23 protein-coding genes are annotated in these 23,194 nt (G+C 71.1%); 10 read left to right on the top strand and 13 right to left on the bottom strand.

Features of this window, described 5'->3' with window-relative positions:
• The first annotated feature begins 41 nt into the window (after positions 1–41).
• Entirely contained in the window at positions 42–533 is a 492-nt protein-coding gene (locus OG792_RS09050; protein ID WP_329111170.1) for a winged helix-turn-helix transcriptional regulator, read from the top strand.
• A 160-nt stretch (positions 534–693) separates the two neighbouring features.
• Here OG792_RS09050 and OG792_RS09045 read toward each other — a convergent pair whose 3' ends face one another.
• Entirely contained in the window at positions 694–1,275 is a 582-nt protein-coding gene (locus tag OG792_RS09045) for a GNAT family N-acetyltransferase (protein WP_442932392.1), read from the bottom strand.
• A gap of 305 nt (positions 1,276–1,580) precedes the next feature.
• Here OG792_RS09045 and OG792_RS09040 point away from each other — a divergent pair, with 305 nt between their 5' ends.
• Positions 1,581–2,501 (top strand): superoxide dismutase, encoded by a 921-nt coding sequence (locus OG792_RS09040; protein WP_329108773.1) that lies wholly within the window; start codon positions 1,581–1,583, stop codon positions 2,499–2,501.
• Positions 2,502–2,579: 78 nt separating this feature from the next.
• Here OG792_RS09040 and OG792_RS09035 read toward each other — a convergent pair whose 3' ends face one another.
• A complete protein-coding gene (locus tag OG792_RS09035) occupies positions 2,580–3,302 on the bottom strand; it encodes a VOC family protein (protein WP_329108772.1) in 723 nt (240 codons plus the stop codon).
• Between the two features lie 129 nt (positions 3,303–3,431).
• Between OG792_RS09035 and OG792_RS34650 the strand changes: the two genes are divergently transcribed.
• Positions 3,432–3,758, top strand: coding sequence for a VOC family protein (locus OG792_RS34650; RefSeq protein WP_442932455.1), 327 nt, complete (start codon positions 3,432–3,434; stop codon positions 3,756–3,758).
• A 536-nt stretch (positions 3,759–4,294) separates the two neighbouring features.
• Here the strand turns inward: OG792_RS34650 and OG792_RS09030 are convergent.
• Positions 4,295–4,486, bottom strand: coding sequence for a DUF397 domain-containing protein (locus OG792_RS09030; RefSeq protein ID WP_329108771.1), 192 nt, complete (start codon positions 4,484–4,486; stop codon positions 4,295–4,297).
• The gene (locus tag OG792_RS09025; protein WP_329108770.1) at positions 4,479–5,354 is read right to left on the bottom strand and encodes a helix-turn-helix domain-containing protein; all 876 of its coding nucleotides are present in this window, start codon (positions 5,352–5,354) and stop codon (positions 4,479–4,481) included. The genes OG792_RS09030 and OG792_RS09025 overlap by 8 nt, the downstream gene beginning before the upstream one ends.
• A 1,100-nt stretch (positions 5,355–6,454) precedes the next feature.
• Between OG792_RS09025 and OG792_RS09020 the strand changes: the two genes are divergently transcribed.
• Both OG792_RS09020 and OG792_RS09015 read left to right on the top strand, forming a co-directional pair.
• Positions 6,455–6,682 (top strand): hypothetical protein, encoded by a 228-nt coding sequence (locus OG792_RS09020; protein ID WP_329108769.1) that lies wholly within the window; start codon positions 6,455–6,457, stop codon positions 6,680–6,682.
• Between the two features lie 15 nt (positions 6,683–6,697).
• A complete protein-coding gene (locus OG792_RS09015) occupies positions 6,698–6,976 on the top strand; it encodes a hypothetical protein (protein WP_329108768.1) in 279 nt (92 codons plus the stop codon).
• Between the two features lie 20 nt (positions 6,977–6,996).
• Here OG792_RS09015 and OG792_RS09010 read toward each other — a convergent pair whose 3' ends face one another.
• Both OG792_RS09010 and OG792_RS09005 read right to left on the bottom strand, forming a co-directional pair.
• Positions 6,997–7,899: a lytic polysaccharide monooxygenase gene (locus OG792_RS09010; RefSeq protein WP_329108767.1), complete on the bottom strand. Its 903-nt coding sequence runs from the start codon at positions 7,897–7,899 to the stop codon at positions 6,997–6,999.
• A 113-nt stretch (positions 7,900–8,012) separates the two neighbouring features.
• The gene (locus OG792_RS09005; RefSeq protein WP_329108766.1) at positions 8,013–8,999 is read right to left on the bottom strand and encodes a LacI family DNA-binding transcriptional regulator; all 987 of its coding nucleotides are present in this window, start codon (positions 8,997–8,999) and stop codon (positions 8,013–8,015) included.
• Between the two features lie 155 nt (positions 9,000–9,154).
• Between OG792_RS09005 and OG792_RS09000 the strand changes: the two genes are divergently transcribed.
• Positions 9,155–10,402, top strand: a complete 1,248-nt coding sequence (locus tag OG792_RS09000; protein WP_329108765.1) for an MFS transporter — start codon at positions 9,155–9,157, stop codon at positions 10,400–10,402.
• A 1-nt stretch (position 10,403) separates the two neighbouring features.
• Here the strand turns inward: OG792_RS09000 and OG792_RS08995 are convergent, their stop codons facing one another.
• From OG792_RS08995 to OG792_RS08980, 4 genes are all read right to left on the bottom strand, one after another.
• Positions 10,404–10,817 carry a type II toxin-antitoxin system Phd/YefM family antitoxin gene (locus tag OG792_RS08995; protein ID WP_329108764.1) on the bottom strand — a complete coding sequence of 138 codons (414 nt, stop codon included), beginning with the start codon at positions 10,815–10,817 and terminating at the stop codon, positions 10,404–10,406.
• Positions 10,818–10,893: 76 nt separating this feature from the next.
• Complete coding sequence (locus OG792_RS08990; RefSeq protein ID WP_329111168.1) at positions 10,894–11,553, bottom strand: acVLRF1 family peptidyl-tRNA hydrolase; 660 nt, start codon at positions 11,551–11,553, stop codon at positions 10,894–10,896.
• A 145-nt stretch (positions 11,554–11,698) separates the two neighbouring features.
• Positions 11,699–12,067 (bottom strand): amphi-Trp domain-containing protein, encoded by a 369-nt coding sequence (locus OG792_RS08985; RefSeq protein WP_329108763.1) that lies wholly within the window; start codon positions 12,065–12,067, stop codon positions 11,699–11,701.
• Positions 12,068–12,162: 95 nt separating this feature from the next.
• Positions 12,163–13,041: an alpha/beta fold hydrolase gene (locus OG792_RS08980; RefSeq protein WP_329108762.1), complete on the bottom strand. Its 879-nt coding sequence runs from the start codon at positions 13,039–13,041 to the stop codon at positions 12,163–12,165.
• A gap of 141 nt (positions 13,042–13,182) precedes the next feature.
• On the opposite strand from OG792_RS08980, the gene OG792_RS08975 reads away from it, so the two are divergent.
• The 3 genes from OG792_RS08975 (at position 13,183) to OG792_RS08965 (ending at position 19,434) form a co-directional block, all read left to right on the top strand.
• Positions 13,183–16,617 carry a BTAD domain-containing putative transcriptional regulator gene (locus tag OG792_RS08975; protein WP_329108761.1) on the top strand — a complete coding sequence of 1,145 codons (3,435 nt, stop codon included), beginning with the start codon at positions 13,183–13,185 and terminating at the stop codon, positions 16,615–16,617.
• A 295-nt stretch (positions 16,618–16,912) separates the two neighbouring features.
• Complete coding sequence (locus OG792_RS08970) at positions 16,913–18,148, top strand: S8 family peptidase (protein ID WP_329108760.1); 1,236 nt, start codon at positions 16,913–16,915, stop codon at positions 18,146–18,148.
• A 65-nt stretch (positions 18,149–18,213) separates the two neighbouring features.
• Positions 18,214–19,434, top strand: a complete 1,221-nt coding sequence (locus OG792_RS08965; protein WP_329108759.1) for a S8 family peptidase — start codon at positions 18,214–18,216, stop codon at positions 19,432–19,434.
• 59 nt (positions 19,435–19,493) lie between these two features.
• On the opposite strand, the gene OG792_RS08960 is transcribed toward OG792_RS08965, so the two are convergent.
• The 3 genes from OG792_RS08960 to OG792_RS08950 all read right to left on the bottom strand — a co-directional run bounded on the left by OG792_RS08960 (position 19,494) and on the right by OG792_RS08950 (position 22,643).
• A complete protein-coding gene (locus OG792_RS08960) occupies positions 19,494–19,985 on the bottom strand; it encodes a GbsR/MarR family transcriptional regulator (protein ID WP_329108758.1) in 492 nt (163 codons plus the stop codon).
• A gap of 67 nt (positions 19,986–20,052) precedes the next feature.
• Positions 20,053–21,684, bottom strand: a complete 1,632-nt coding sequence (locus OG792_RS08955; RefSeq protein ID WP_329108757.1) for an ABC transporter permease — start codon at positions 21,682–21,684, stop codon at positions 20,053–20,055.
• Positions 21,681–22,643 carry an ABC transporter ATP-binding protein gene (locus tag OG792_RS08950; RefSeq protein WP_329108756.1) on the bottom strand — a complete coding sequence of 321 codons (963 nt, stop codon included), beginning with the start codon at positions 22,641–22,643 and terminating at the stop codon, positions 21,681–21,683. The genes OG792_RS08955 and OG792_RS08950 overlap by 4 nt, the downstream gene beginning before the upstream one ends.
• 191 nt (positions 22,644–22,834) lie before the next feature.
• Between OG792_RS08950 and OG792_RS08945 the strand changes: the two genes are divergently transcribed.
• A complete protein-coding gene (locus OG792_RS08945) occupies positions 22,835–23,188 on the top strand; it encodes an STAS domain-containing protein (protein ID WP_329108755.1) in 354 nt (117 codons plus the stop codon).
• Positions 23,189–23,194 lie beyond the last annotated feature (6 nt).

Below are 23,194 nucleotides of genomic sequence, written 5' to 3'. Positions count from 1 at the left end.
CCTCTTGTAACCAAGAGCATCGTCGGGGAGCATCGGTGGGCATGGAAGTCGGCACTTCAAAGTCCCCCGGTTACTGCGGTGATACCACCGACCACGAGCTGATCCAGTGGGACACCCGAGCGGACTGCGAGGTCCGGCAGATCCTCGACCGGATCGCCGACAAGTGGTCCCTGCTGGTCATCACCCTGCTCGACCGGCGCAGCCTGCGCTTCACCGAGCTACGCCGCTCGATCGACGGGGTCAGCCAACGGATGCTCACCCGTACGCTGCGGCACCTGGAACGCGACGGCCTGGTGCGCCGTACGGTGCACGCCACGGTGCCGCCCCGGGTCGACTACGAGCTGACCCCGCTGGGCTCGACCCTGCACAACACCATCCGCGCGCTGGTCACCTGGACCGAGGGGCACCAGAACGAGATCGCCGCCGCCCGCTCCGCGTACGACGCCCGTGAGCTGGCTCAGCAGGAGGAGGCGGAGCGGGAGGCCGCCCGGCGGGACACCATCGCCCGGGAGGTCCTGGCCGGGCAGCGCTGACCCCGCCGAGTTCGAGTCCCACCGGCATGATGCCGGGTGAGGTTCGCCCACATCACTGGGTCGTGCACCCGAATCAGCCGGTCGGGCAGCCGATCGGATCGCGGTAGAACCGGACATTTCGCTCGCCGGCACGGTGTGACCCCGTGGGTCGGTCAGCCTGTTAGGAACGCTGCGGTGAGCCGGCGCGTGCTGCATGCCATTCACGCGCGAGGATCGCGTACTGGTAGCCGTCTACCCAACCGAGGTCGGCATGCCAGGAGTCCTCCACGCCGTGCTGTTCACGTCTCATGCCGGCCTTTTCGAGCACCCTTGCCGACGCCGGATTGTCGGCGTTGCAACTCGCCGTAACGCGCCGGAGCCCGAGGTGGTCGAACGCGGCCCTCAGGAGCCCGTGGGCCACCTTGGTTGCCACCCCCTTGCCCGCAGAGTCCGGCTTGACGATGTACCCGACAACCCCTTCGGTGCGCTTGGGCATCCCGGGCTGACCCATCCCGTCCACGATGTCGAGGAAGCCCATTGCGACGACGGTTCCACCCAACTCGGCTACGCAGGAGAAGTCGGTGTCACTCGTGGGCACCGCGAGCCACTCCCGCCGAAACGTCTCCGGGTCGACGCTTGTTCGGAGCATGAATCGGTTGACCGCGGGGTCGTTGCGGAAGGACAGCATCTGCTCCATGTCGGCGGCGGCTGCCTCACGTAGGAGGAGCGAGCCGACCTGCATGGGCCACGGGCTGGACGTCACACCGACATCCTCGTGAACGGACGTCTGCGTGCGCAAATCGTTTCGCGCCTCTCGGGCCACGGAAGCGCTGCGGGCACGAGGAGTCTCGATGACCGGGACGGCGCCCTCGGCCGGGTGGGTGCACGGCCTGCCGGTCCGGGCCGGTTTCTTTGGATCATTAGCTCGCCGGCTCCTCCGGCGACGGCGATCGGCGGGTTTGGCACGCGGGCTCGGTTCGGTCGCTTGTCGAGCAATGGCGAAGTGGCCTCGGTACTTGATCCACAGGTACCCATATATGTGTTCGCCTATCGAAAAGGAGCACGACAGTGCAGAGACGAACACTCTTGGCCGCAGCCGTTGCCGCGCCCATCGGGGCCGCCATCGCCGCGGCTCCGGCCTCGGCTCACCACGGGAACGGCCGGTATCCCTCAGTGATCAACCTACCGAGGGGGTTCTGCCCGGAGGGGATCGCCCGCGGAACCGGCACGAAGATCTACGTCAGCTCCATGGCCGACGGATGCATCTGGTGCGCCGACCTGCGTACCGGCAACGGGATGCTCCTCGTGCCGCCCGTGTCCGGTACCCAGGCAACGGGTTTGGACGTTGAACGAGGCCGGATTTGGGCGGCCTGCGGCAACATGGGCGGGGCGGCTGTCTACCGTGAGTCGACCGGCGAATGCCTGGCGACGTACGACTTCGGCGGCGGGTTCATCGACGGCGTGACCGCCACGAAGAAGGCCGTGTTCTTCACCGACTCGAAGAAGGCCAAGGTTTACTGCGTCGAGTTTGGCCGCAATGGGTCGCTGCCCGGACAATCGGGAGTACGGACGCTGCGGTTGCCGGGTGGGCTCGGCGACCCCACCGGCTGTAACACCGGCATCGTCGCCGCCTGGGCGGACAAGCTCATTATCGTGCAGGCCAAGACCGGCCGACTCTACTGCTTCGATCCCCGCGCGGGCATGGCCGCCCAGATCAGCACGGGCGGCGTGTCGGTATGCAATGGCGACGGTCTGCTGCTTGAGGGGCGCACGCTGTATGTGGTGCGCAACCGAAACAATGTGATCGCCAAGTTCCGCCTCAACGAGCGGCTGACGCGGGCCACACCGATCGACGTAATCCGTGACCGCGACCTCGACGAGCCGTCGGCTGTGGTTTCCTTCGGCTCCAGCCTGTACGCGGTCAACGCGCGGTTGTCCGTCCCGGCGACCCCCGACACTACTTACTGCGTCGTACGAGTGCGCGACTGATCACCCATCTTGCACCATCCCGCCGGGGGTATCCCCGGCGGGATAAAAGGCGGGCCGACCGTTCGTTCGTATGGTGGTTCACCGCAGTGCTGCTGCGAGTTCGGCGGCGTTGTCGAAAGCGGGTGCCGCCCTTTCGAATTCGTCTTCCGTGAGCGGGACGGACTGGGCGCGGGCCAGCATCTCGGCCGCGGTCTTTGGATCGTGCAGCACCATCGCGAGTTCGGCGCGGTAGACCAGGACCTCTACCTGCTCGGCCGGGTCGTCGTCGTCTTGCGGGCGGGCCAACGCGCTGTCGAGGATCCGAACGGCCTGTCCGACGCTTCCCCTGGAATCGGCCTGCACCACAGCATTCGCCAGGGCCTTGGCCAGCCGCCCGGCAGGCGTGGCGGCCGGCGTGGCCGCGGTGGCGGCGGCGTCCCGAAAGACGCGGATCCAGTTGCCGCCCGGGTCGATGACGCTGAATCCGCCCAACCCGTCGGCGTTCTTCCGCGCCCTGGGCCGGGTCATCCGCGGCGTTCCCGACACCAGTACCTTGCCGTACGCGGCGCGCATGCCGGCTGCGAATGCCCGATGTAGTCCCTCGATGTCGGCGGTGAGTACGAGACAGGAGCCATAGGACTGCTCCGGGTCAAATCCGGCGATCTCGAAGAATTGCAGATGCAGGTCTTCCCGCTGCACGCCCACACACGCGTTGGGCTTGCGTTGCTTGTACGTGGTGCGGAAACCGAGAACTCCGTAGAAGGTTTCGATGTCGTCAATGGATGCGCACGGCAGCAGGGGAACGGTCACCTCGTTGGTCATGCCTCCTTCCTAGCGTCGCAGGGCGTCCGTCGCACATGGAAATAGCCGATCATCGCCTTCGGTCATCCGATCGGCTGATGACCCAGGACGCAACGCTGCCCAGCCGAGCCATCGGCGGCGCCTTCCTGCCTGCCATATCTCTCGCCAAGATCAGGCGCCCAAGGGTCGCGGTGGCCCACGGACCGGCAACACTTCGACCTCACGGCCGACGGCGACCGGCAAGCGCAGGTCGACCGGCTGGTCACCCTCGGGGCCACGCCACTGGAAATCGGTGAGGACGGCACCGTCGTGCTGGCCGACCCCGGACGGCAACGAGTTCCGGGTCAGAGGCCATTGAGCCCCCGCCCCCGACTGGCCCGTCGGCCCGCCCGGGCTGGTCGGAAGGCTTGGCGTGGAGATCGCGGTCCGACTCCCTTCCGATCCAGTGGCTCCGGCTCTGTATCGAAGGGTGTTTGAGAAACACCGATCGCCGAGCGCAACGACCGTGCAGCACGTTGATCAGGGTCGGCGGCAGCCCGGCGTCTCCAGGGAAACTAACGCTTTTGAATCGTACAACTTCTTTTGTGTACGTACATCAAAGATGATGTATGAGATTAATGCGTTATACGTTCGCCTGAGCTGTCCCGATGGCGGGGTGCGGGGGCGCGGGTAGCCCGGCAACGGCGTCGGAGTGGCGGCCGACTGCTGCTGTCCGCCCACGGTCGGCACGAAGTGCGGGTCAAGACCGGCGCCCGGTATCGGGGACGTCAAGGCATCGCCCCGGCGAGGGTGGTCTACCCACCTCAGGACAGCACCGAGGACTACAACGCCGCGTAGACGCCGGCCGAGCGGCCGAGCGTAGCCAGCCCGCCGGGACGGTGACGCGGATGACGAAAAAACGTCACTCTCTATTTCTCTCTCAAGAGTTCGCTTCTCTTGAGAAGGAATAAAGAAATGACGTTTTTCGTGTCGCAGTCGTCAGCGGACAGGACACCCGTGCCCGCTACGGGCGGTTACCGCTGCTTTGCCAGCCCGACGAACGCGCGCCACGCCGCCGGCCCGAAGGTCAGCGTGCCGCCATCACGGTCCTTGGTGTCCCGGACGCCAACGACGCCGGGGAGGTTGGTGGCGACCTCTACGCAGTTGCCCCCGGTGCTGCCGCTCCGGGTGCTCTTGCGCCAGTTGGCGCCGGTCAGATCACTCATGCTCGCTGCTACCTTCCTTGATCTCCGCAATCAGGGCCGCCGACCGTGGGGGGTTCAGCGCCACGTCCTCAAGCATCGTCCACGCTTGAGAGTACGTGTCCACCTCCGCCGGTCGATCGAGATACAGGGCCCCCGTCAGCGACTCGGAGTAGACGGTGGTGGGCTCTGGAGGGCGGCTGCCCAGAGGTGGGAAGTCCAGGATCACGAACCCTCCCGCCAACGACCAGTGAGCGGGACGGGTGACGCTCGGTATGACACGGATACTCACGCCCGGCACCCGTCCCGCCTGGATCAGATGCTCCAGCTGCTCCCGCTTGCCGGGCCACTGTCCGAGCAGGACAACCTCGTGCAGAATCACGTCGAGCTGAGGCGCCTTCGGGTGCCGCCGGGCCAACAGGCGTTGTCGCTCAAGCCGCAGCGCCACCGCCTGCCCCACGGCATCCTCCGTCATGCCGGGTTGGGAGCCAAGGATTGTGGCCGCGTACTCCCGGCGCTGCAACAGTCCGGGGATCAGGGCAGGTTCGTACTGCCGGAGCCTGCTCGCTGCCGCCTCAAGCCCCACGTACAACTCGAACCAGCTCGGTACAGCCGTGCCGTAGGCGTGCCACCACCCGTGAGCCTTGGTTGCCTTGGCAAGGCTCTTGAGGACTTCCCGGAACTCCGATCCAACCCCGTAAATGTTGCACATCAGGTCTACGTCATGCGTCCTGAGTGAGACCCGCCCGCCTTCGATGCGGTACATCCGGGCCCGGCTCCACTCACATTGGACGGCAGCCGCTTCAAGGGCTATGCCCGCCTGCTCGCGCGCCTCCTTCAGGTACCGACCTAGCTGGCGTCGAGGAACACTCGATCCGGCGTCGTCTGTCATGGTCACCCCACGTAATCGCGCTAAGCGCGTTCCGACTGCTCCATACGAGACAGAGTCTGCGCATCGTATGAGACAGTGTCAATATTCTTCCGTCAATCTCGCTCTTAGTCGTTGCGCCCGCCAACACTCTTCGTCAATATCGGGCTACCCGGTGTCCGGGTTGCTGCCACCCCTCGCGTGTAGCGCAGCCCGGACGCCGCCCCCAATGGAGGGAGCGTGGATGCGCCACAGGGCGACGAGTGTTCGACGACATCGCCGGATCTGGCTCCGGCTGTCCCGCTACTGCGCATTCGGGCGGCGTTGGCGCTGCGCAGCACTGAGCCCGTGCCCCGGCCTCACGTTCGCCACTCCCCCGCCGCCCCCGTTCCCCGAGTCGCCCCCGGTGGATGGACCACCCGGTCCACGTCCACGCCCCCTCAATGGCGCCCCGGCCCACCCTCTGCCGCCGCTCGGCCGGGGCGGGCCCGGCATGTCCGGGCGCATCCGGCGGAACACACGGGGTGACCGATGAGCGGGGAACTGAGCGTGGGCACGTTGGCGTGGATCGCTCGCGCCGAGGTGAAACGACACCGCAGGGGACCCCCGTGGCGCCCGGTCTGCCTCCACTGCACCCAGTACGGATGCCCGTACATGGACCGTGCCATCGAATTCCTCCAAGCCCTTCCGAAGGACACGAGCACCGAAATGCAGACCGACATCGAGGAAGGGGAATCGTGAGTAGGCAGAATGAGCCGCTCACTCGGGCGGCGATCGTGTGGGCGGTGAACGAGACGATCCGGGGCCATGCCGGTGAGCGCCGATGCCCGCAGTGCCGGCCGGATGGGTGCGACCAGTTGGCCTGGGCCCAACGCGAGCAACAAACAACGGCACCGGTGGCACCGGAGGCCCGGTGACGGACGATCCGCTCACCCCGGCGACGGACGGGCCGTTGTGCATGAACTGCGGCGGCGACAACAGCAAATGCGACCGGTGTGGGGGGTGGGTCAAGCCGTGGTCGAAGTCGTGGCTGCCGTGGGCACCGTGCTCGTGCCCGTGCTGGTCACGCAAGACACGGCCGCCGGCCCCGACGGTACCGATGATCGAGATCGGTAAGCGTCGTCGTGGCTGAGCCGGACCGGTCGACGCTCACGAAGATCACGGTCAACCTGGCGCCGCGCGCGGTCGACGCACTCACCTCGGCGTGCGCCCGCACGAGGGACACGAAGACCGACACGATCAACCGGGCACTGGTCGCCTACCACCTGGTACTCGACCTGATCGACCACGGGGACGGAAGCCTCACCCTGCGGAATACCGACGGATCCCTCGAACGGGTGCACCTGATCTAACCGGAGTGACAAACCATGAAGTACGACAAGCCAACCGAAGGCCAGGGCGCCCTACACCGACCCAACCAGGACTGGAACTGCACCGACGACGGCGAGGAATGGCCCTGCCCGGTCTACCGGCGTCGCATGTGGTCGTGGTATCCGAGCCGACAGGACCGCCATCGACTGACCTTGATTATGACAAGTTTCCGTGACAGCGCCCTGATCAGCGGCATGTCCCGCCCGGTCGCCGACGCACGGTTCCTGAGCTGGATCGACGGCCCGCCGGTCCGACAGGTCAAACGGTCCATCTGATCCTACTGACCACCACCCATTCAGCGGCTGGTCCGGGATCGCAGTCGCAGGCCGATCGGGACGAGGACCGCCGCCGCGAGCAGCACGCCGGCCAAGCCGAGCCAGAGCGGCGGGATCCCGCCACCGGTGGCGGCGGCGGCCGTACGGGTGCCGGTGCCGGTGTCGGTGTCGGCCGAACCGATGCCGGCGACGGTCGCCGGGTCGGCCGCCCCGGTGCTGGCGGACGCTCCGCCGCCGGGGCGGGCGGCGCCGGTCGCGGACCGGGTGCCGGCGCCCGCCGGTGCCGGGGCGCCGCCGAAGATGACGTCGGAGCAGGAGTAGTAGGTGTCCGGGGTGGACGAGTTCTGCCAGATCGCGAAAATGACGTGCCGGCCGGACAGCCCCGCCGGCAACCGACCGCGCATCCGGTAGGCACCGTCGGAGCGGGGCGGGTCGGTGGCGGTCAGGAACGGCCGCTCACCCAGATCGGACCAGGTCAGCGGTCGGGTCGGGTCGTACCCGGTGCTGGTCACGTACCACCGGAAGGTGCCCTCGTGCGGGATAGTGGTCCGGTAGGTGAAGGTGAACTCGCCCCCCGCCGTGAGCCTCGTCGCCGGCCAGTCCGCCCGCGCCAGGTCCAGGCCGCCGAACGCGTCGACGCCGCCGCTGCACAACCTGCCGTCGGGGATCTTCTGCCGGTCGCGCCCGGCCACCCCGGCAACCCGTACGTTGTCCCACTGGGCCACGACGGCGCCGGCGGCGATCGCGGCCCGGCACGCCGCCGAGCGGTTCGTCGTGGGCGCGTCCGGTCCGCAGGCCACCGACCGGCTGACCGGGCTGCCCGGCGCGCCGTGCGCCAGCGCCGGGCCGGCGGCCAGGCCGGACAACGCCGCCGCGACCACTGTCGCGGCGACGAGGCAGAAAAGCTTTCGACGTACGGTCATCGTGGTCGACCTCCCGCCCGGAGGTACGCGTACCGGCGGCGAAAGGTTCGACCGGAAGCGGATCGGAGATCGTGACCCCGACCGGTGGGGTGCCGCCCGGCCGACGCCGAGGCTCAGGCGCTCGCCCGCCGGACCAGGGTCGACGGGAAGACCGCTGCCGGCGGCACCCGCGACCCGTCGAGCACGGCGGTGACCGCCGCCGAGACGATCGCGCCCACCGGGTGGCTGGCCGTGGTCAGGGCGGGAGCGCTCAACTCGGCGAACGGGATGTCGTCGAACCCGGCCACCGCTATGTCGTCCGGCACCAGGCGACCGGTCTCGCGCAGGACGGCGATCGCACCGAGCGCCGTGGCGTCGTTGATCGCGAAGACCGCGTCCGTGTCCGGCCAGCGGCGCAGCACGATACGCATCCCCCGCTGGCCACCGGCGGCGGAGAAGTCCCCGGCGACGAGGCGGACCGGCAGCCCGGCCGAACGCACCAGATCCTGGTACGCCTTGACCGAACGCCAGGCGCAGGGCAGCCACGGCGGACCGGTGATCATGGCGATCCGGCGGCGGCCGATCCCGTACAGGTGGCGCACGATCGTGCTGGCCGCGCCGCCGTTGTCGACGTCGAAGGACGGCACGCTCGGGGAGCCGATCCCGATCGAGGCGACCCGCCGGTTCAGCGCCGCCGGCATCCCGGCGAGGGTCGCCTCGGTCGTGTTGAACAGCACCACGCCCCGCACACTGCGGTCCTCGGCCAGCCGGTCCAGCCGGGGCGACCGGCGGGGCAACCACTGAAGGGACACCCCGACCCCGTACGGGGCGGCGGTCTCGGCCGCGGCGGCGAGCGCCCGGTCGACGTACGGGTCGTCGAGCACCCGGGACGTGGTGCCGACGATCGCGACGACGAGCCGGAACCCGGCACCCCCGGCCAGCGACCTGGCCACCTGGTCCGGTTGGTAACCGAGCTGGCGGGCCGCGTTCCGGACCCGGTCCTGGACGGCCGGTGACGCCGGCCCCGTTCTGGAAATGACCCGGGAGGCGGTCGCGCGGGACACGCCCGCGGCTTCCGCCACGTCCTCCAGCCTGATCTTCCGTGCCGGCCGCACCGTCATGTCAACCTCCGCTCGCAGCCTTCCAGAACGGGCGGCACGGGGTGCCGGGCGGTCCCGGTTCGGGTAATGACCCCAGGCTACTCTTGCGCTGAGAGCGCTCTCAGGGGTGCGATCTTTCTGTGCGTCGGCCACCCCGGCGCGGAAGGAGTCCGTCCGTGAGCCCGACCGAGGCCAACCCGGCCACCCCGACGTCCCCGGCCGTGGTGCCGCCGCCCCGGCAGGTCCTCGCCGCCCGTACCGGGGTCGCCTTCGTCTTCGCCCTCAACGGCCTGGCCGTCGCCTCGTGGTTCTCCCGGGTGCCGGCCGCCCGCGAGGGGCTCGGCCTCAGCGCCGGGCAACTGGGACTGCTGCTGCTCGCGATGTCACTCGGCGCGATCCTGGCGATGGTCACCGCGGGAGCGGTGGTGCACCGCGCCGGCTCACCCCGTACGGTCGCCGGCTCCACCGCGCTGGTCGCGGTCGGCCTGGTGGTGGTCGGCGCCGGCATCGGCGCGTGGTCCTCGGTCACGGTCGTGGCCCTCGGTCTCGCCGCGATCGGCTACGGCTCCGGCCTGACCGACGTGGCGATGAACGTCGAGGCCGCGCTGGTCGAACGGCGGCTCGGGCGGACCATCATGCCCCGCTTCCACGCGGCCTGGAGCCTGGGCACCGTCACCGGCGCCGGGCTCGGTGCCGCCACCGCCCACGCCGGCTTTCCCGTCTTCGCGCACCTGACCCTGGTCGCCGCCCTGGTGCTGGTCGGCACGCTGGTCGCGGTCCGCTTCTTCCTGACCGCCCGAGGCGGGGCCGAAGCGCGGACCGACGAGACGGCCACCGCCGGCCACCGCCGGGACAGCGGCGTGCTGCGGGCCTGGCGCGAGCCCCGTACGCTGCTCGTCGGCCTGTTGGTGCTGATCATGGCCTTCACCGAGGGGACCGCCAACGACTGGGTGGCGGTGGCCTTCATCGACGGGCACGGGGTCAGCGAGGCGGCCGGCGCCGCCGTGTTCGGCATCTTCGTCGCCGCGATGACCGTCGGCCGCACCGCCGGCACGATCGCGCTCGACCGGTGGGGCCGGGTCCCGGTGCTGTTCGCCACCGTCGGGCTGGCCGTCGTCGGCGTGGTGATCGCGGTCCTCGCCACCTCCACCCCGGTTGCCCTGGCCGGGGTCGCGCTCTGGGGACTCGGCGCCTCGCTCGGCTTCCCGGTCGGGATGAGCGCCGCCGCCGACGACGAGGACCGGGCACCGGCCCGGGTCAGCGTCGTGGCGACGATCGGCTACACGGCGTTCCTCGCCGGGCCGCCCTTCGTCGGACTGCTCGGCGACCACGTCGGCACGCTGAAGGCGCTGCTGGTCGTACCGATCCTGCTGGTGCCGGCACTCGCCCTGGTGCCGGCGACCCGCCGCGCGGAGGTCCGGTAGGTCAGGCGCGGAGCAGGTCGGCGTGGGCGCCGCGCAACCGGGTGAGGGCGGGGTCGCTGCCCGGCGTGACCCGGCGGTCGAGCTCGGCCCACGCCTCGGCGAGCGCGTCGGTGACCGCGCGCAGCTCGGCCGCGTGCCGCCGGGCACCCTGCCGGTGCAGCTCGTCGAGCCGGCGGGCCCAACCGGCCGACACCGCCGCGACCCGTTCGGCGTCGGCGGTGGCCTGGGCCATCGATCGGGCCGCGGCCGCCGGCACGATCGCGGCGACCGGGCGGGGATCACCGTCGCGGGTGACAACCGTGACGGTGTCGGTCAGCTCGGCCAGGGCGACGAGCTGGGTCAGTCGGGTGCGGGCCTCGCGCAGCGGCAGAACGCGCGACTGGTCGATGCCGGGAGCCAGGGCGGGGGCAGCCATGCGGCCATGTTGCCTCCGGGGTACGACACTCCCGCCCGCCCGGCCGACCACAGTGGCCGCTCGTCGGGTCGGGTGATCACGGCACGAGATGGATGCAGATCTTCCTGGCGGTCACCGCCGCGTCCTGGAGTACGGCCAGCCTCGGCTCGGCGGATTCGAGCAGGCGCGGATGTCGCAGTGGCGCCAGCGGCGCCAGCCGCCGGTCCGCCAGCACGATGTCGAGCATCGACCGGTCCCCGCCGCAGACCAGTGCCCGGACCTCGTCGTGCGGGTCGGCGGCCACCCCCGGCGCGTAGGGCAGCAGGACCCGTACGGCGATGTCGGCGGCCCGGTCGGCGGCGGCCTGGGCCTGGTTCGCGCGGCGCCGGGCGTAGCGCTGCTGCGACGAGCCACCCGCCGCCGTACGCCCCTGCACGTAGAAGCGCTCGACCTTCGAGACGGTCACGTTCGTGCCGTCGGCGATACCGGTGGCGACCGCGCCCTTGCGCACCAGCAGCACGGCGATCCTGGGCGGCCGTACGACGTCGGCGAGCAGGGTGTCGACGTCCGGCACGGCGGCGAAACCGGGCGGCGGGTGCAGGGTGGCGGTGTCGCCGTTGTTCGCCCCGGTCAGCACCAGTCCGTCCTCGGTGGCACCGTCGTGTCGGCCGTAGAACCCGTCGAGCCAACCCCGGATCCGTTCCGGAGAGATCTCCACCCACCGGCCACCACCGGCGGCGGGGCGCGCCTTCATCAGCAGACCCCCACCTCTGCGGGACCGTCGTCCCAAGCTGTCCCGGTTCACCTTGCACGCAGCAGTCTGGCAGAACACGGGGTGGGCGGGGCCTGTCACGCTGGTGGCCGTGGCTCGGTTCGCCCCGGCCACCAGCTCGACGGGACCCCTACCCGGCGTCGGCGGGCTTGGCCTCGGCGGGCTTGGCCTCGGCGGGCTCGGCTTCGGTGTCCGGGGTGCCCTCCTCGGTGGCCGGGCCCTCCTCGCCTTCCTCTTCGTCTTCCTCGCTCTCGGTCTCCGCCTCGTCTGCGGATGCGGCCGCCTCGGGGGCGGTCCAGGAGAACTCGATCTCGACCGAGATCTCGGTGGCGCTCTCGCGCTCGATCTCCAGCTCGCACCGGACCTGCTCGGCCACCGTGACCGCGCCGGCGGCACCGTAGAAGATCTGTCCACCGGACTCCAACTGGCTGGCCAGTTGGCGCAGCCACGCGGCCAGATCGGCCCGCGACACCGTACGGGCGTCCTCGTAGATTTGCATGCCCGATATGCTCGCACTCCATCATGGACCGTCCGCACATGGGTCCGGCGCCGGAAAACCCCTGCTCAACCCGGCTGGACCGGACTCGGACCGGGTTACCGGGTCAGGAGGGAGCGCAGGGTCTTGACAATCTCGGCGGGCGCTTCCTCGGCCATGAAGTGGCCGCAGGTGACGGTGCCGTGTTCCAGGTCCGGTGCCCACGCCCGCCACAGCGCGGCGGCGTCGAAGCCGAGCGCGCTGCCCCAGTCCTGCTGAAGGACGGAGACCGGCATGCGCAGCCGGTTCCCGGCCGCCCGGTCCGCCCGATCGTGGTCGACGTCGATGCCGGCCGATGCCCGGTAGTCCGCGACGATCGAGGTGACGGCCTCGCGGGACGCCTTCAGGTACGCGGCGCGCACGGCGACCGGGATCGCCTCGGGGTTGCGGGTCCACAGGTCGAGGAAGTAACCGAAGAAGGCGTCGGCACTGGCGCTGATCATCTGCTCGGGCAGGCCCGGTGGCTGGGCCATCAGGTAAAGGTGGAAACCGACGGCGGCGGTGGTGCCGTGCATGACGTCCCACATGTCGAGGGTCGGCAGCACGTCGAGCGACGCGAGCCGGGTGACCACGTCGGGGTGGTCGAGGCCGGCGCGGATGGCGACCAGGGCGCCCCGGTCATGTCCGGCCAGGGCGAACCGGTCGTGGCCCAGTGCGCGGGCGAGTGCCACGATGTCGGCGGCCATCGTCCGCTTGGAGTACGTGTTTTCGTCGGTTTCGGCCGGTTTGTCGCTGGCCCCGTACCCGCGCAGGTCGGGACAGATCACGGTGTGGTCGGCGGCGAGATCCGCCGCTACGTGCCGCCACATGAGGTGGGTCTGCGGGAAGCCGTGCAGCAGCACGATCGGGCTGCCCGAGCCGCCGACCGCGACGTTGAGCGCCACGTCCTCGGCGACGGTGACGCGCCGGTAGTCGAATCCATCGATCCTGGGTTCCACGATGTGCCTTTCCGCTGGTACAGCCTGTGGTCTGGGTCGTACCCGTCGAGCGTGCCGCGCGGTGATGAGCAGCGGATCAGCAACGAATGAGTACGCGCCCGCGCCGGCTCACCCGCCGGACGGGCCGCTTAGATTGGTGCCATGACCAGGCAGGCGACCGCACCGGTGGTGGCCTTCGGCGTGCTGGGACCCGTGACGGCCACGACCGACAGTGGCCCGGTCGCGTTGAGGGGTGCCCGCCAGCGGGCGGTGCTGGCGCGACTGTTGATCGCCAGGGGCCGGGTTGTGCCGGTCGACCGGCTGGTCGACGACCTGTGGGAGGTGCCGACGTCGGGTGCGGTGGCGGCGATCCGTACCTTCGTGTCCGATCTGCGGCGGGCACTGGAACCGGACCGGCCACCCCGGCAGCCGGCCCGACTGCTGGTCACCACACCACCCGGTTACGCGTTGCAGGCGGCACCGGAAGCGGTGGACGCGCGGCGGTTCGAGGCGCTGGTCGGCGAGTCCGCCCAACTGCTGCCGGCGGGACGGGCGGCCGAGGCGCTGGCCGGTCTGGACGAAGCGCTCGGCCTGTGGCGCGGACCCGCGTACGCCGAGTACGCCGAGGAGGGCTGGGCGCGGGCGGAAATCAACCGGCTGGACGAGTTGCGGATGCTGGCGCTCGAACGGCGGGCCGAGGCCCTGCTCGCTCTCGACCGGGCCGCCGAGGCCGCCTCCGACCTCCGGGCGTCCGTTGACGGCCACCCGCTGCGCGAGGACACCTGGCGGTTGCTGGCCACCGCCCTGTACCGGTCCGGTCGCCAGGGAGAGGCCCTGGCGACCCTGCGCCGGGCCCGGCAGATCCTGGCCTCGGAACTCGGGGTGGATCCCGGACCCCGGCTGCGACGGCTACAGGCCGACATCCTCGCCCAGGCCCCGCACCTCGATCCGCTCCCGGCCGTGATGACGGCACACCGACCACCGGGCGAACAGGGGCGATCGGGCGAGCGGGCGGCGGTGGGCGTACCGCGACCGTTCGTCGGCCGCGAGGAGGAACTCGCTCGGCTGGAACGGGCGGCCGAGGTCGTCGCCCGGCACGGCCGGCCGCTGGTCGCCCTGATCTCCGGGGACGCGGGTGCGGGCAAGACGGCGCTGGCCGAGGCGCTCACCCGACGGCTGGCCGCCGGTGGCTGGGCGACGGGGTGGGGACGCGTCCCCGAGTACGAGGGCGCCCCGATCGACTGGCCCTGGGCGCAGATCGGCGACCCGCCGACCTGGCCGCCGGCCAACCCCGCGCACCCCGAACCGGCCGAGGACCGGGAGCCGGTTGCGCACCCCGAACCGGCCGAGGACCGGGAGCCGGTTGCGCACCCCGAACCGGCCGAGGACCGGGAGCCGGTTGCGCACCCCGAACCGGCCGAGGACCGGGAGCCGGTTGCGCACCCCGTGCCGGTCGAGGGTGTTGAACGGGCGGAGGATCCGGCGGTGGCTCGGTTCCGGCTGCGCCGGGCGGCGGTGTCCCGGCTCGCGTCCCGGCTGGCGAGCGTGACGGGCCGGGGACCGACGCTGATGGTCGTGGACGACCTGCACCGGGCCGACGAGGGCACCCTGGACCTGCTGACCGCCCTGCTCGCCGAGCCGGAACCGCTGACCGGACCGGTTTTGATCGTCGGCACGTACCGGGCGACCGAGATCACCGCGCAGTTGACCTCGGCGCTGGCCCGGTTCGCCCGTACCGAGCCGGTGCGGGTCTACCTGGGCGGGCTGCCGGAGGTGGCGACCGGTCAACTCGCCGGCACCGTCGTCGGGCGGGAGCTGGACCCGTCCACCGCGCGGCTGATCCACCGGCGCAGCGGCGGCAACCCCTTCTTCGTACGGGAACTCGCCCGGCTGTTCGCCGCCGAGGGCAGCACCGGCCTGCTGACCGTTCCGGCGGGCGTACGGGAAGTGATCCGGCACCGCCTGGCGCGGCTGCCGGAGCCGGCGCAGAGCCTGCTGCGGCTGGCGTCGGTGCTCGGCCGGGACGTCGACCCCGACGTGCTCGCCGCGTTGGCCGGTGACGACGCGCCGCTCCTCGACGCCCTGGACAGCGCGTTGGAGGCCGGCTTCCTGACCGAGCGGGACACCGACGGGCGGCCCCGGTTCACCCACCTTCTGGTCCGCGACACCCTCTACGACAACCTGTCCGCGCTGCGCCGGGCCCGCTGGCACGCCGACGCCGCCGAGGTGATCGAACGGCTGCACCCCGATGACGTGACCGCACTCGCCCACCACTTCGGACGGGCCGCGAGCCGCGTCACCGCGCCCCGGGCCGCGTACTACGCGCGGGCCGCCGCCGAGCGGGCCGAAGGCCGGTTCAACCCGCACGAGGCGGCCCGGCTGTGGCGGCAGGCGCTCACCGCGTACGACCGCGCCGAGGACGGCGACGTACGCGGGCGGCTGGCGGCGCTGATCGGGCTGGGCCGTACGGTAGCGGTGACCGGGGACCTGGACGAGGCCCGCCGGTGCCGGTCCGAGGCGGTCGACACGGCGGCACAGCTCGACGACCCGGAGTTGACGATGGAGGTCGTCACCGCGTTCGACGTACCCGCGATCTGGCCCCGGAACGACGACGAGGACCTTTCCCGCCGGATCGTCGGTGCCGCCGAGCGGGCCCTGACGGCACTCGGCGAGGACCGGGCCGAACAGCGCAGCCGCCTGCTGAGCACTGTCGCCCTGGAGACGCGCGGCAGCACCACGGACCGGGGTCGGCTGGCCGCGTACGAGGCGGAGGCCATCGCCCGGACGACGGGCGACCCGGCACTGTTGGCCTTCGCCCTCAACGCCCGCTTCATGCACACCTTCGAGCGGGCCGGGCTCGCCGCCGAGCGCGCCCGGATCGGCGCCGAACTGGTCGACCTGGCGGCCCGGCACGAGCTGGTGACGTTCGAGGTGCTCGGTCACCTGATCCTGCTCCAGGCCAGCTGTGCGCTGGCCGACCTGGTCACCGCCGACGCGCACGCACGGGCCGCCGATCGCCTCGCCGAACGGTACGACCTGCCGCTGGTCGGTGTGTTCACCCAGTGGTACGCCGCACTGCGGCTGGCCGTGTGCGGGCACCGGATCGAGGCGGAGGTGGCGTACCGAGCCGCGCACGCCCGGCTGCGCGGTGCCGGGATGCCGGGCATGGAGCAGGGGCTGCTCCCCCTCGCCCTGCTGGCACTGGACCCGGAGGCGACCGGGGCGCCGAGCCCGGACCGGGGCCCGTACGAGCCGTGGATCCGGCCGTTGGTCCTGCTCGGTACGGGCCGCCGCGAGGAGGCCGCCGCCGCGTTGAGACGCGTTCCGGAGCCACCGCACGACCTGCTCTACGAGGCCCGACTCTGTCTCGTCGCACGCGCGGCCGTCGCCCTGGCCGACCGGGCCACCATGGAGCGGGTCTACACCGGACTGTTGCCGGCCGCCGGTGAGCTGGCCGGGGCGGGCAGCGGCGTGCTCACCCTCGGGCCGGTGGCCCGGCACCTCGGCGACCTCGCCACCGCGTTGGGTCGCCCCGTCGAAGCCGCCGCCCACTACGAGATGGCACGGGAACGGATGGAGACGGCACGCCGGATCTGATCCGGTCCACCGCCAATCGGCGGGAGTTCGTTCCGATTCGCCACACCCGAGCAGTTCGCCGATTTCTTCCGAAACAGTTCCGACCCTACCGGCCGGGAGAGTACGTGCCCAGGTCCGGTAAGGCACCATTATCAACGGTCCACTAATTGATGATGACCGAAGCGAAAGAATGCCTTTCGAGGATCAGCTATATACACAGCAATGAATATGGCTATAGGATCTCCGCAATCATTCAGGCCCACCTTCCACGGAGTCACGGCCCGTGGGAGCGGCCCGATCGAGGGAGGTTCGGAAGTTGACGTCTCCACGCACGCCCCAGCGCCGATTGGCCGCCATCGGCACCGTCATCGCCACCACCGTGGCGACGGTCATGGTCGCCGGCCCGGTGGCCGCCGCCCCGGCAACCGGTGACATCCGGGTCCACGCCGGCACCACCGCCGTACCCGGCAGCTACATCGTCGTGCTCAAGGACAGCGCGGTCGGTGGCCGGGCCGGCACCCGCCAAGCCCAGGTGTCCAGCCAGGCCGGCAGTCTCGCCGCCCGCTACGGCGGCAGCACCGGCCACGTGTACGGCGCGGCACTCAACGGCTTCGAGGCCCGACTGTCCGAATCGGCCGCCAAGCGACTCGCCGCCGATCCGGCGGTCGCGTACGTCGAGCAGAACTACACCGTCACAACGTCGGTCACCCAGACCAACCCACCATGGGGTCTGGACCGGATCGACCAGCCGAACCTCCCGCTGAGCGCGACGTACAGCTATGTCCGCAACGGCAGCGGGGTCGTCGCGTACATCATCGACACCGGCATCCGGATCAGCCACAGCGAGTTCGGCGGCCGGGCGACCTACGGCTACGACGCGGTTGACGGGTTGCTCCCCGCCGACGACTGCAACGGCCACGGCACGCACGTCGCCGGTACGGTCGGCGGCCGGACGTACGGGGTGGCCAAGGGCGTCCGGCTGGTCGCCGTACGGGTGCTCGACTGCCTGGGCAGCGGCAACCTCGGTGGAGTCATCGCCGGGGTGAACTGGGTGACCAGCAACCACGGGCCGGGCCAGCCGGCCGTGGCGAACATGAGCCTCGGCGGAGCCCTCAACGGTTCCATCAACACGGCCGTACAGAACTCCATCCTGGACGGGGTCAGCTACGCGGTGGCGGCGGGCAACAACAACCAACCCGCCTGCAACTACTCGCCCGCGGCGGTCGGCACCGCGCTCACCGTCGGCGCCACCCAGAGCAACGATATCCGGGCCAGCTTCTCCAACTACGGCACCTGCCTGGACCTCTTCGCCCCCGGCGTCGGTGTCCTGTCCGCCTGGTACACCAGTGACACCGCCACCGCCAACCTCCAGGGCACCTCGATGGCCGCTCCGCACGTGGCCGGCGCGGCGGCCAGGGTGCTCCAGGGCAACCCGGGCTGGTCGCCGGCGACGGTGCACTCGTACATCACCTCCACCGCCACGCCCGGCGTCGTGATCAACCCGGGCGCCGGCTCACCGAACCGGCTGCTCTACCTGCCGCCGACGTACTGACCGCAGCGTTGCACCGGCCCCGGGGCGAGGACGCCCCGGGGCCGCCTGCCTGGAGGGATCACACGATGACCACATCAGGTATCCGGGGCCGGCGCCTGCTCGCCGCCGGTCTGCTGGCCGTCCTCACCGTCGGCGCCGCCACCCCGGCGTCCGCCGCCACGGGCACCACCGCACCCACGGGACAGATCCTGCGTGCCGGCGGCGCCACCGCCGTACCCGACAGCTACCTGGTCGTCCTGCGCGAACCGGCCGCCGCCGCCGACCGGGCCGCGGTCGCCGCCACCGCCGACCAACTCGGCGCCGACTACGGCGGTACGGTCGTCCGGGTCTACCACGCGGCCCTGCGCGGCTTCGAGGTACGGCTACCGGAGCGGGCCGCGAAACGCCTGGCCGCCGACCCGGCGGTGGCGTTCGTCGAACAGAACCACCTGGTGCCGCTCGCCGCCGGGGTGCAGCCGAACCCGCCGAACTGGGGACTGGACCGGATCGACCAGCGCCAACTCCCGCTCAACCAGCGGTACGGCTACCCGAACACCGCCCCGAACGTACGCGCGTACGTGATCGACACCGGGATCCGCCCGACGCACATCGACTTCACCGGTCGGGTGGTCGCCGGGTTCGACGCCTTCGCCGGGGTGCTGCCGCCGGGCGACTGCAACGGGCACGGCACCCATCTCGCCGGCATCATCGGCGGCGAACTGCACGGTGTGGCGAAGGACGTCTCGCTGATCGCGGTACGCGTACTCGACTGCACCGGCATCGGCAGCTACGCGCAGGTCATCGCCGGGATCGACTGGACCGTACAGAACGCGGTCCGGCCGTCGGTGGCCAACATGGGCATCGGTGGGGGCGCCAGCACCACCCTCGACGCCGCGGTGACGAACGCCATCATCCGCGGCATCTCGTTCGCCGTACCGGCGGGCAGTTCGTCGGCCAACGCCTGCAACTACTCGCCGTCGCGGGTGCCGACCGCGCTCACCGTCGCCGGTACGACGATCACCGACGCGAAGATGAGTTCGGCGAACTTCGGTAGCTGCCTGGACATCTTCGCCCCCGGCCAGGGCATCACGTCGACCTGGTACACGGGCGACACCGCCACCAACACGATCAGCGGCAGCTCGATGGCGTCGGCGCACGTCGCCGGGTGCGTCGCGCTGCTGCTCCAGGCGAACCCGACCTGGAGCCCGGCGCAGCTGGCGAGCTATCTCGCCGCCGTGTCGACCGGCGGGGTGGTGGGCGCCCCCGGTGCCGGGTCACCCAACCGACTGCTCTACTGCGGTCCCTGACCGGCCACCCCGGTCCCCTGCCCGGTGGGCGCGGGACCGGGGTCGTCCCGGCGGGCGGCTCAGGAGCCGGTCCGGGCCCCGCGTCGGGCCTGTTCCCAGCGCTCGACCAGCTCGACCATCTCCTTCTGCACGAAGAGGAAGAAGTCCCGCATGTCGGCCAGCCGGGCGCCGGCCAGCGACCGTTCGTCGCCGATCGCCAGCACGCCCTCCTGCACCACGTTCGCGATCCGCTCGTAGACCCCGCCGCGGACGGTGGACGAGTACCAGGACGAGAACGGCGCCTTGTAGAGGTCCCGGCGCGAGCCCGGCGCGGGTTCGCGTACGGCCATGCCGACCTGGATCAGGTAGCGGACCGCCCCGGAGACGGCCGCCGGACTGACCCCGAGCCGTTCGCTGATCTCGGCGGCGGTGAGTCCGGGCTCCTCGGCCGCCATCAGCGCCGCGAACACCCGCGCCGCCATCCGGGGCATGCCCATGTCGCTGAGGGTGAGAGCGAGGTGCTCGACGAAGCGGCGAACCGCTTCCTCGTCGCGGCGGCCGTCTGGTTGCATCTTCCTATCCTTCACCATTCCGTGAAGATCACGGTGAGCCGGTTTCGGAACGACCGGACGACCGGTGTCACGGGGTGAGATCGCGGCGGCGGAACAGGACCAGCCCGGCGGCGCCCAGCACCGCCGCGACGGCCGAGAGGACCACCAGCGGCGTCACGGTGAGCGCCACCGACGGCACCGCCGGCACGTGGCTGAACGGGGACAGGTCCCGCACCGCCGCCGGCAGGTTCAGCAGGGCACCGAACTGGCCGAGGAGAAGGCACAGGGTGAAGCCGAACCAGGCGAGCCCGACGGCCAGCCGGGGCAGCAGCCCGAACACCGCCACGACGAACCCGGCCAGGATCAACGCCGACGGCAGCTGCACGTACGCCGCACCGGTCAGCTCGGCCAGCTCACCGCCGACGTCGCCGACGCCCAGCCCGTACGCCAGGCCCATCGAAACCCCGGCGAGCCCGAGCAGGACCGCGGCGCCGACCACGGCGACCAGCAGGTGTCCACCCAGCCAGCGCAACCGGCCGGTGGCGGTGGCGAGGACAACCTCGGCCCGCCCGCCGGACTCCTCGGCCCGCAGCCGCAGCAGCGCCTGCACCAGGTAACCGGCCACCAGCGCCCCGACGATCGCCATCATCGCCGCGAAGAAGGCGTCGATCAACGCTCCCGCGCCGCCACCGCCGAGGTTGTTGATGGTCCGGACCGCGCCCGTGTTGGCACCCAGCCCGTCCTCGACCGCGCTGCCGATCGACCCGACGCCCACCCCGGTCACCGTGATCGCGACGGCCCAGCCGATCAGCGTTCCGCGTTGCAACCGCCAGGCCAGGCCGACCGGGCTCAGCAGCTGCCAAGCGGCCCGCGCCGGGCCGGGTCGGTCCGCGAGCAGACCGGTGCCGACGTCCCGGCGGACGGTCAACGCGAGCGCCAGCCCGACCAGGGCGACGGCCAGGGCCAGCGGCAGCGCGAGCACCCACCACCGCTCACCGGCGAACGGACGCACCCGCATCGTCCAGCCGATCGGGGAGAGCCAGGACGCCCAGCCGCTGGTCATGCTGTAACCGTTGGGCAGGATCTCGCCGAACGCGTCGCCCAGGCCACGGACCAGGTAGGCCGCGCCGATGACGGCGGCGGAGATCCCGTTCGCCCCGCGCGAGGTCCCGGAGAACTGCGCGGCGACGGCGGCGACCGAGGCGAAGGCGAGACCGGCGGCGGCGACCGCCAGGCCCACCGCGACCGAGCCCGCGACCGGCTCGCCGGCGCCGACCAGGACGAGCGCCACCAGCACGGCCAGTACGGCGTTGGCGACGACCGTGACGATCAGCGCGGCGGCCAGGCTGGCGTGCCGGCCGACCACTGTCGCGCCGATCATCTCGGTCCGACCGGTCTCCTCGTTCTGCCGGGTGTGCCGTACGACGGCGAGCGTGCTCATGAACCCGGCCAGTACGGCGAGGAACGCCAGCATCGAGAACATCGCCATCTCGCCGGTGCTCGCCCCGGTGGGTGCGGCCCGCAGCATGAGCAACGCCGGGGTCTGCACGGCGGTACGCAGGACGCTGATCCGGTCCGCCTCGGTCGGGTACTGGTCGCTGACGGCGGCCAGGGTGATGGCGGCGAGCAGCGTGGTGCTGAGGATCCAGATCGGCAGCTGAGCCCTGTCCCGGCGCAGGGCGAGCCGGGTGAGCCGGGCGGTGCCGGTGAGGGCGCTCATCGGGTGCCGGCCAGTTCGTTGCCCGTACCGGCGGTTTCGGTGTCCGTACCGGTTGGTTCGGTGTCCGTACCGTTGAGTTCGTTGCTGTAGTGGCGCAGGAACAGTTCCTCCAGCGACGGCGGGGCGCTGCTCAGCGAGCGGACCTCGAACCCGGTCAGGTGCCGCAGTACGGGGTCCAGGTGCGCGGTGTCGACGTCGAACCTGGCGCGGGTGGCGTCCGCGTCGAGGTCGTGCACGCCGGGCAGGTCGACCAGGCCGGTGATCGGACGCGCGGTCTCCACCGAGATCGAGGTACGGGTCAGGTGCCGCAGCTGGGCCAGCGTGCCGGACTCCACCGTGCGGCCGTGCCGGATGATGCTCACCCGGTCGCACAGCGCCTCCACCTCGGAGAAGATGTGGCTGGACAGCAGTACGGTCCGGCCGCGCGTCTTGACCTCGCGTACGCACTCCTGGAAGACGGCCTCCATCAGCGGGTCGAGCCCCGAGGTGGGCTCGTCCAGGATGTAGAGCTCGACGTCGGAGGCGAACGCGGCGACGACGGCGACCTTCTGCCGGTTGCCCTTCGAGTAGGTCCTGGCCCGCTTGGACGGGTCGAGCTGGAACCGTTCGACCAACTCGTCGCGGCGTCGCCGGTCCAGGCCGCCGCGCAGTGCCCCGAACAGGTCGATCGCCTCCCCGCCGGTCAGGTTGGGCCACAGGTTGACGTCGCCCGGCACGTAGGCCAGGCGCCGGTGCAGCGCCACCGCGTCCCGCCAGGGGTGCCCGCCGAGCAGGCTCACCTCGCCGGCGTCGGCGCGGAGCAGCCCGAGCAGGACGCGGATGGTGGTCGACTTGCCGGCGCCGTTGGGCCCGAGGAAGCCGTGTACCTCGCCGGTGTCGACGGACAGGTCGAGCCCGTCCAGTGCGCGGCTCCGGCCGAACGTCTTGACCAGGCCGGAGACCGAGATAGCTGTTGTCATGCCTCGACGCTACACAGTTTTCACGAAATCATGAAAGCTCAGAAATGTATGAAACCCGTCAAGAATTTTCTCATCCGCCGGCATCTCGCGGTGGCAACGACGGCCTCCTATCGTTACCTACCGGTAGCAGCAGCACCGGCGGTCGCGTGCGAAGCTGCACGGGCAGGATTCCGGCGAGGAAGAACGGACGCATGACCTTCACCATCGTGACGGGCGGCAGCGCCGATCCCGCCGTGCTCGCCCTGGCCGGCGAGCTGGACCTGGCAAGCGTCGGCCGCCTCAACGACCGCGTTGACCAGCTCCTGGACGCCGGTCGGCACCGGATCCTGCTCGACCTGTCGGCGCTGTCGTTCTGCGACTCCACCGGCCTGGGCGGATTCGTCCGGGGCAACAACCTGTGCACCGACGCGGGTGGCTGGTTGCGGGTCACCGGCGCCACCGGTGGGGTCGCCCGGGTCCTGGCCGCCACCGGGCTCGCCGAGTTCCTCGCGCCCGAACCAGAGGCCACCGGTCCCGCGTCCGAGCCGACCAACCGTCAGCCCTGAACCACC

This window comes from Micromonospora sp. NBC_01699 (assembly GCF_036250065.1).
Taxonomy (GTDB): Bacteria; Actinomycetota; Actinomycetes; order Mycobacteriales; family Micromonosporaceae; genus Micromonospora_G.
This window is presented reverse-complemented; position numbering and strand designations above follow the sequence as displayed.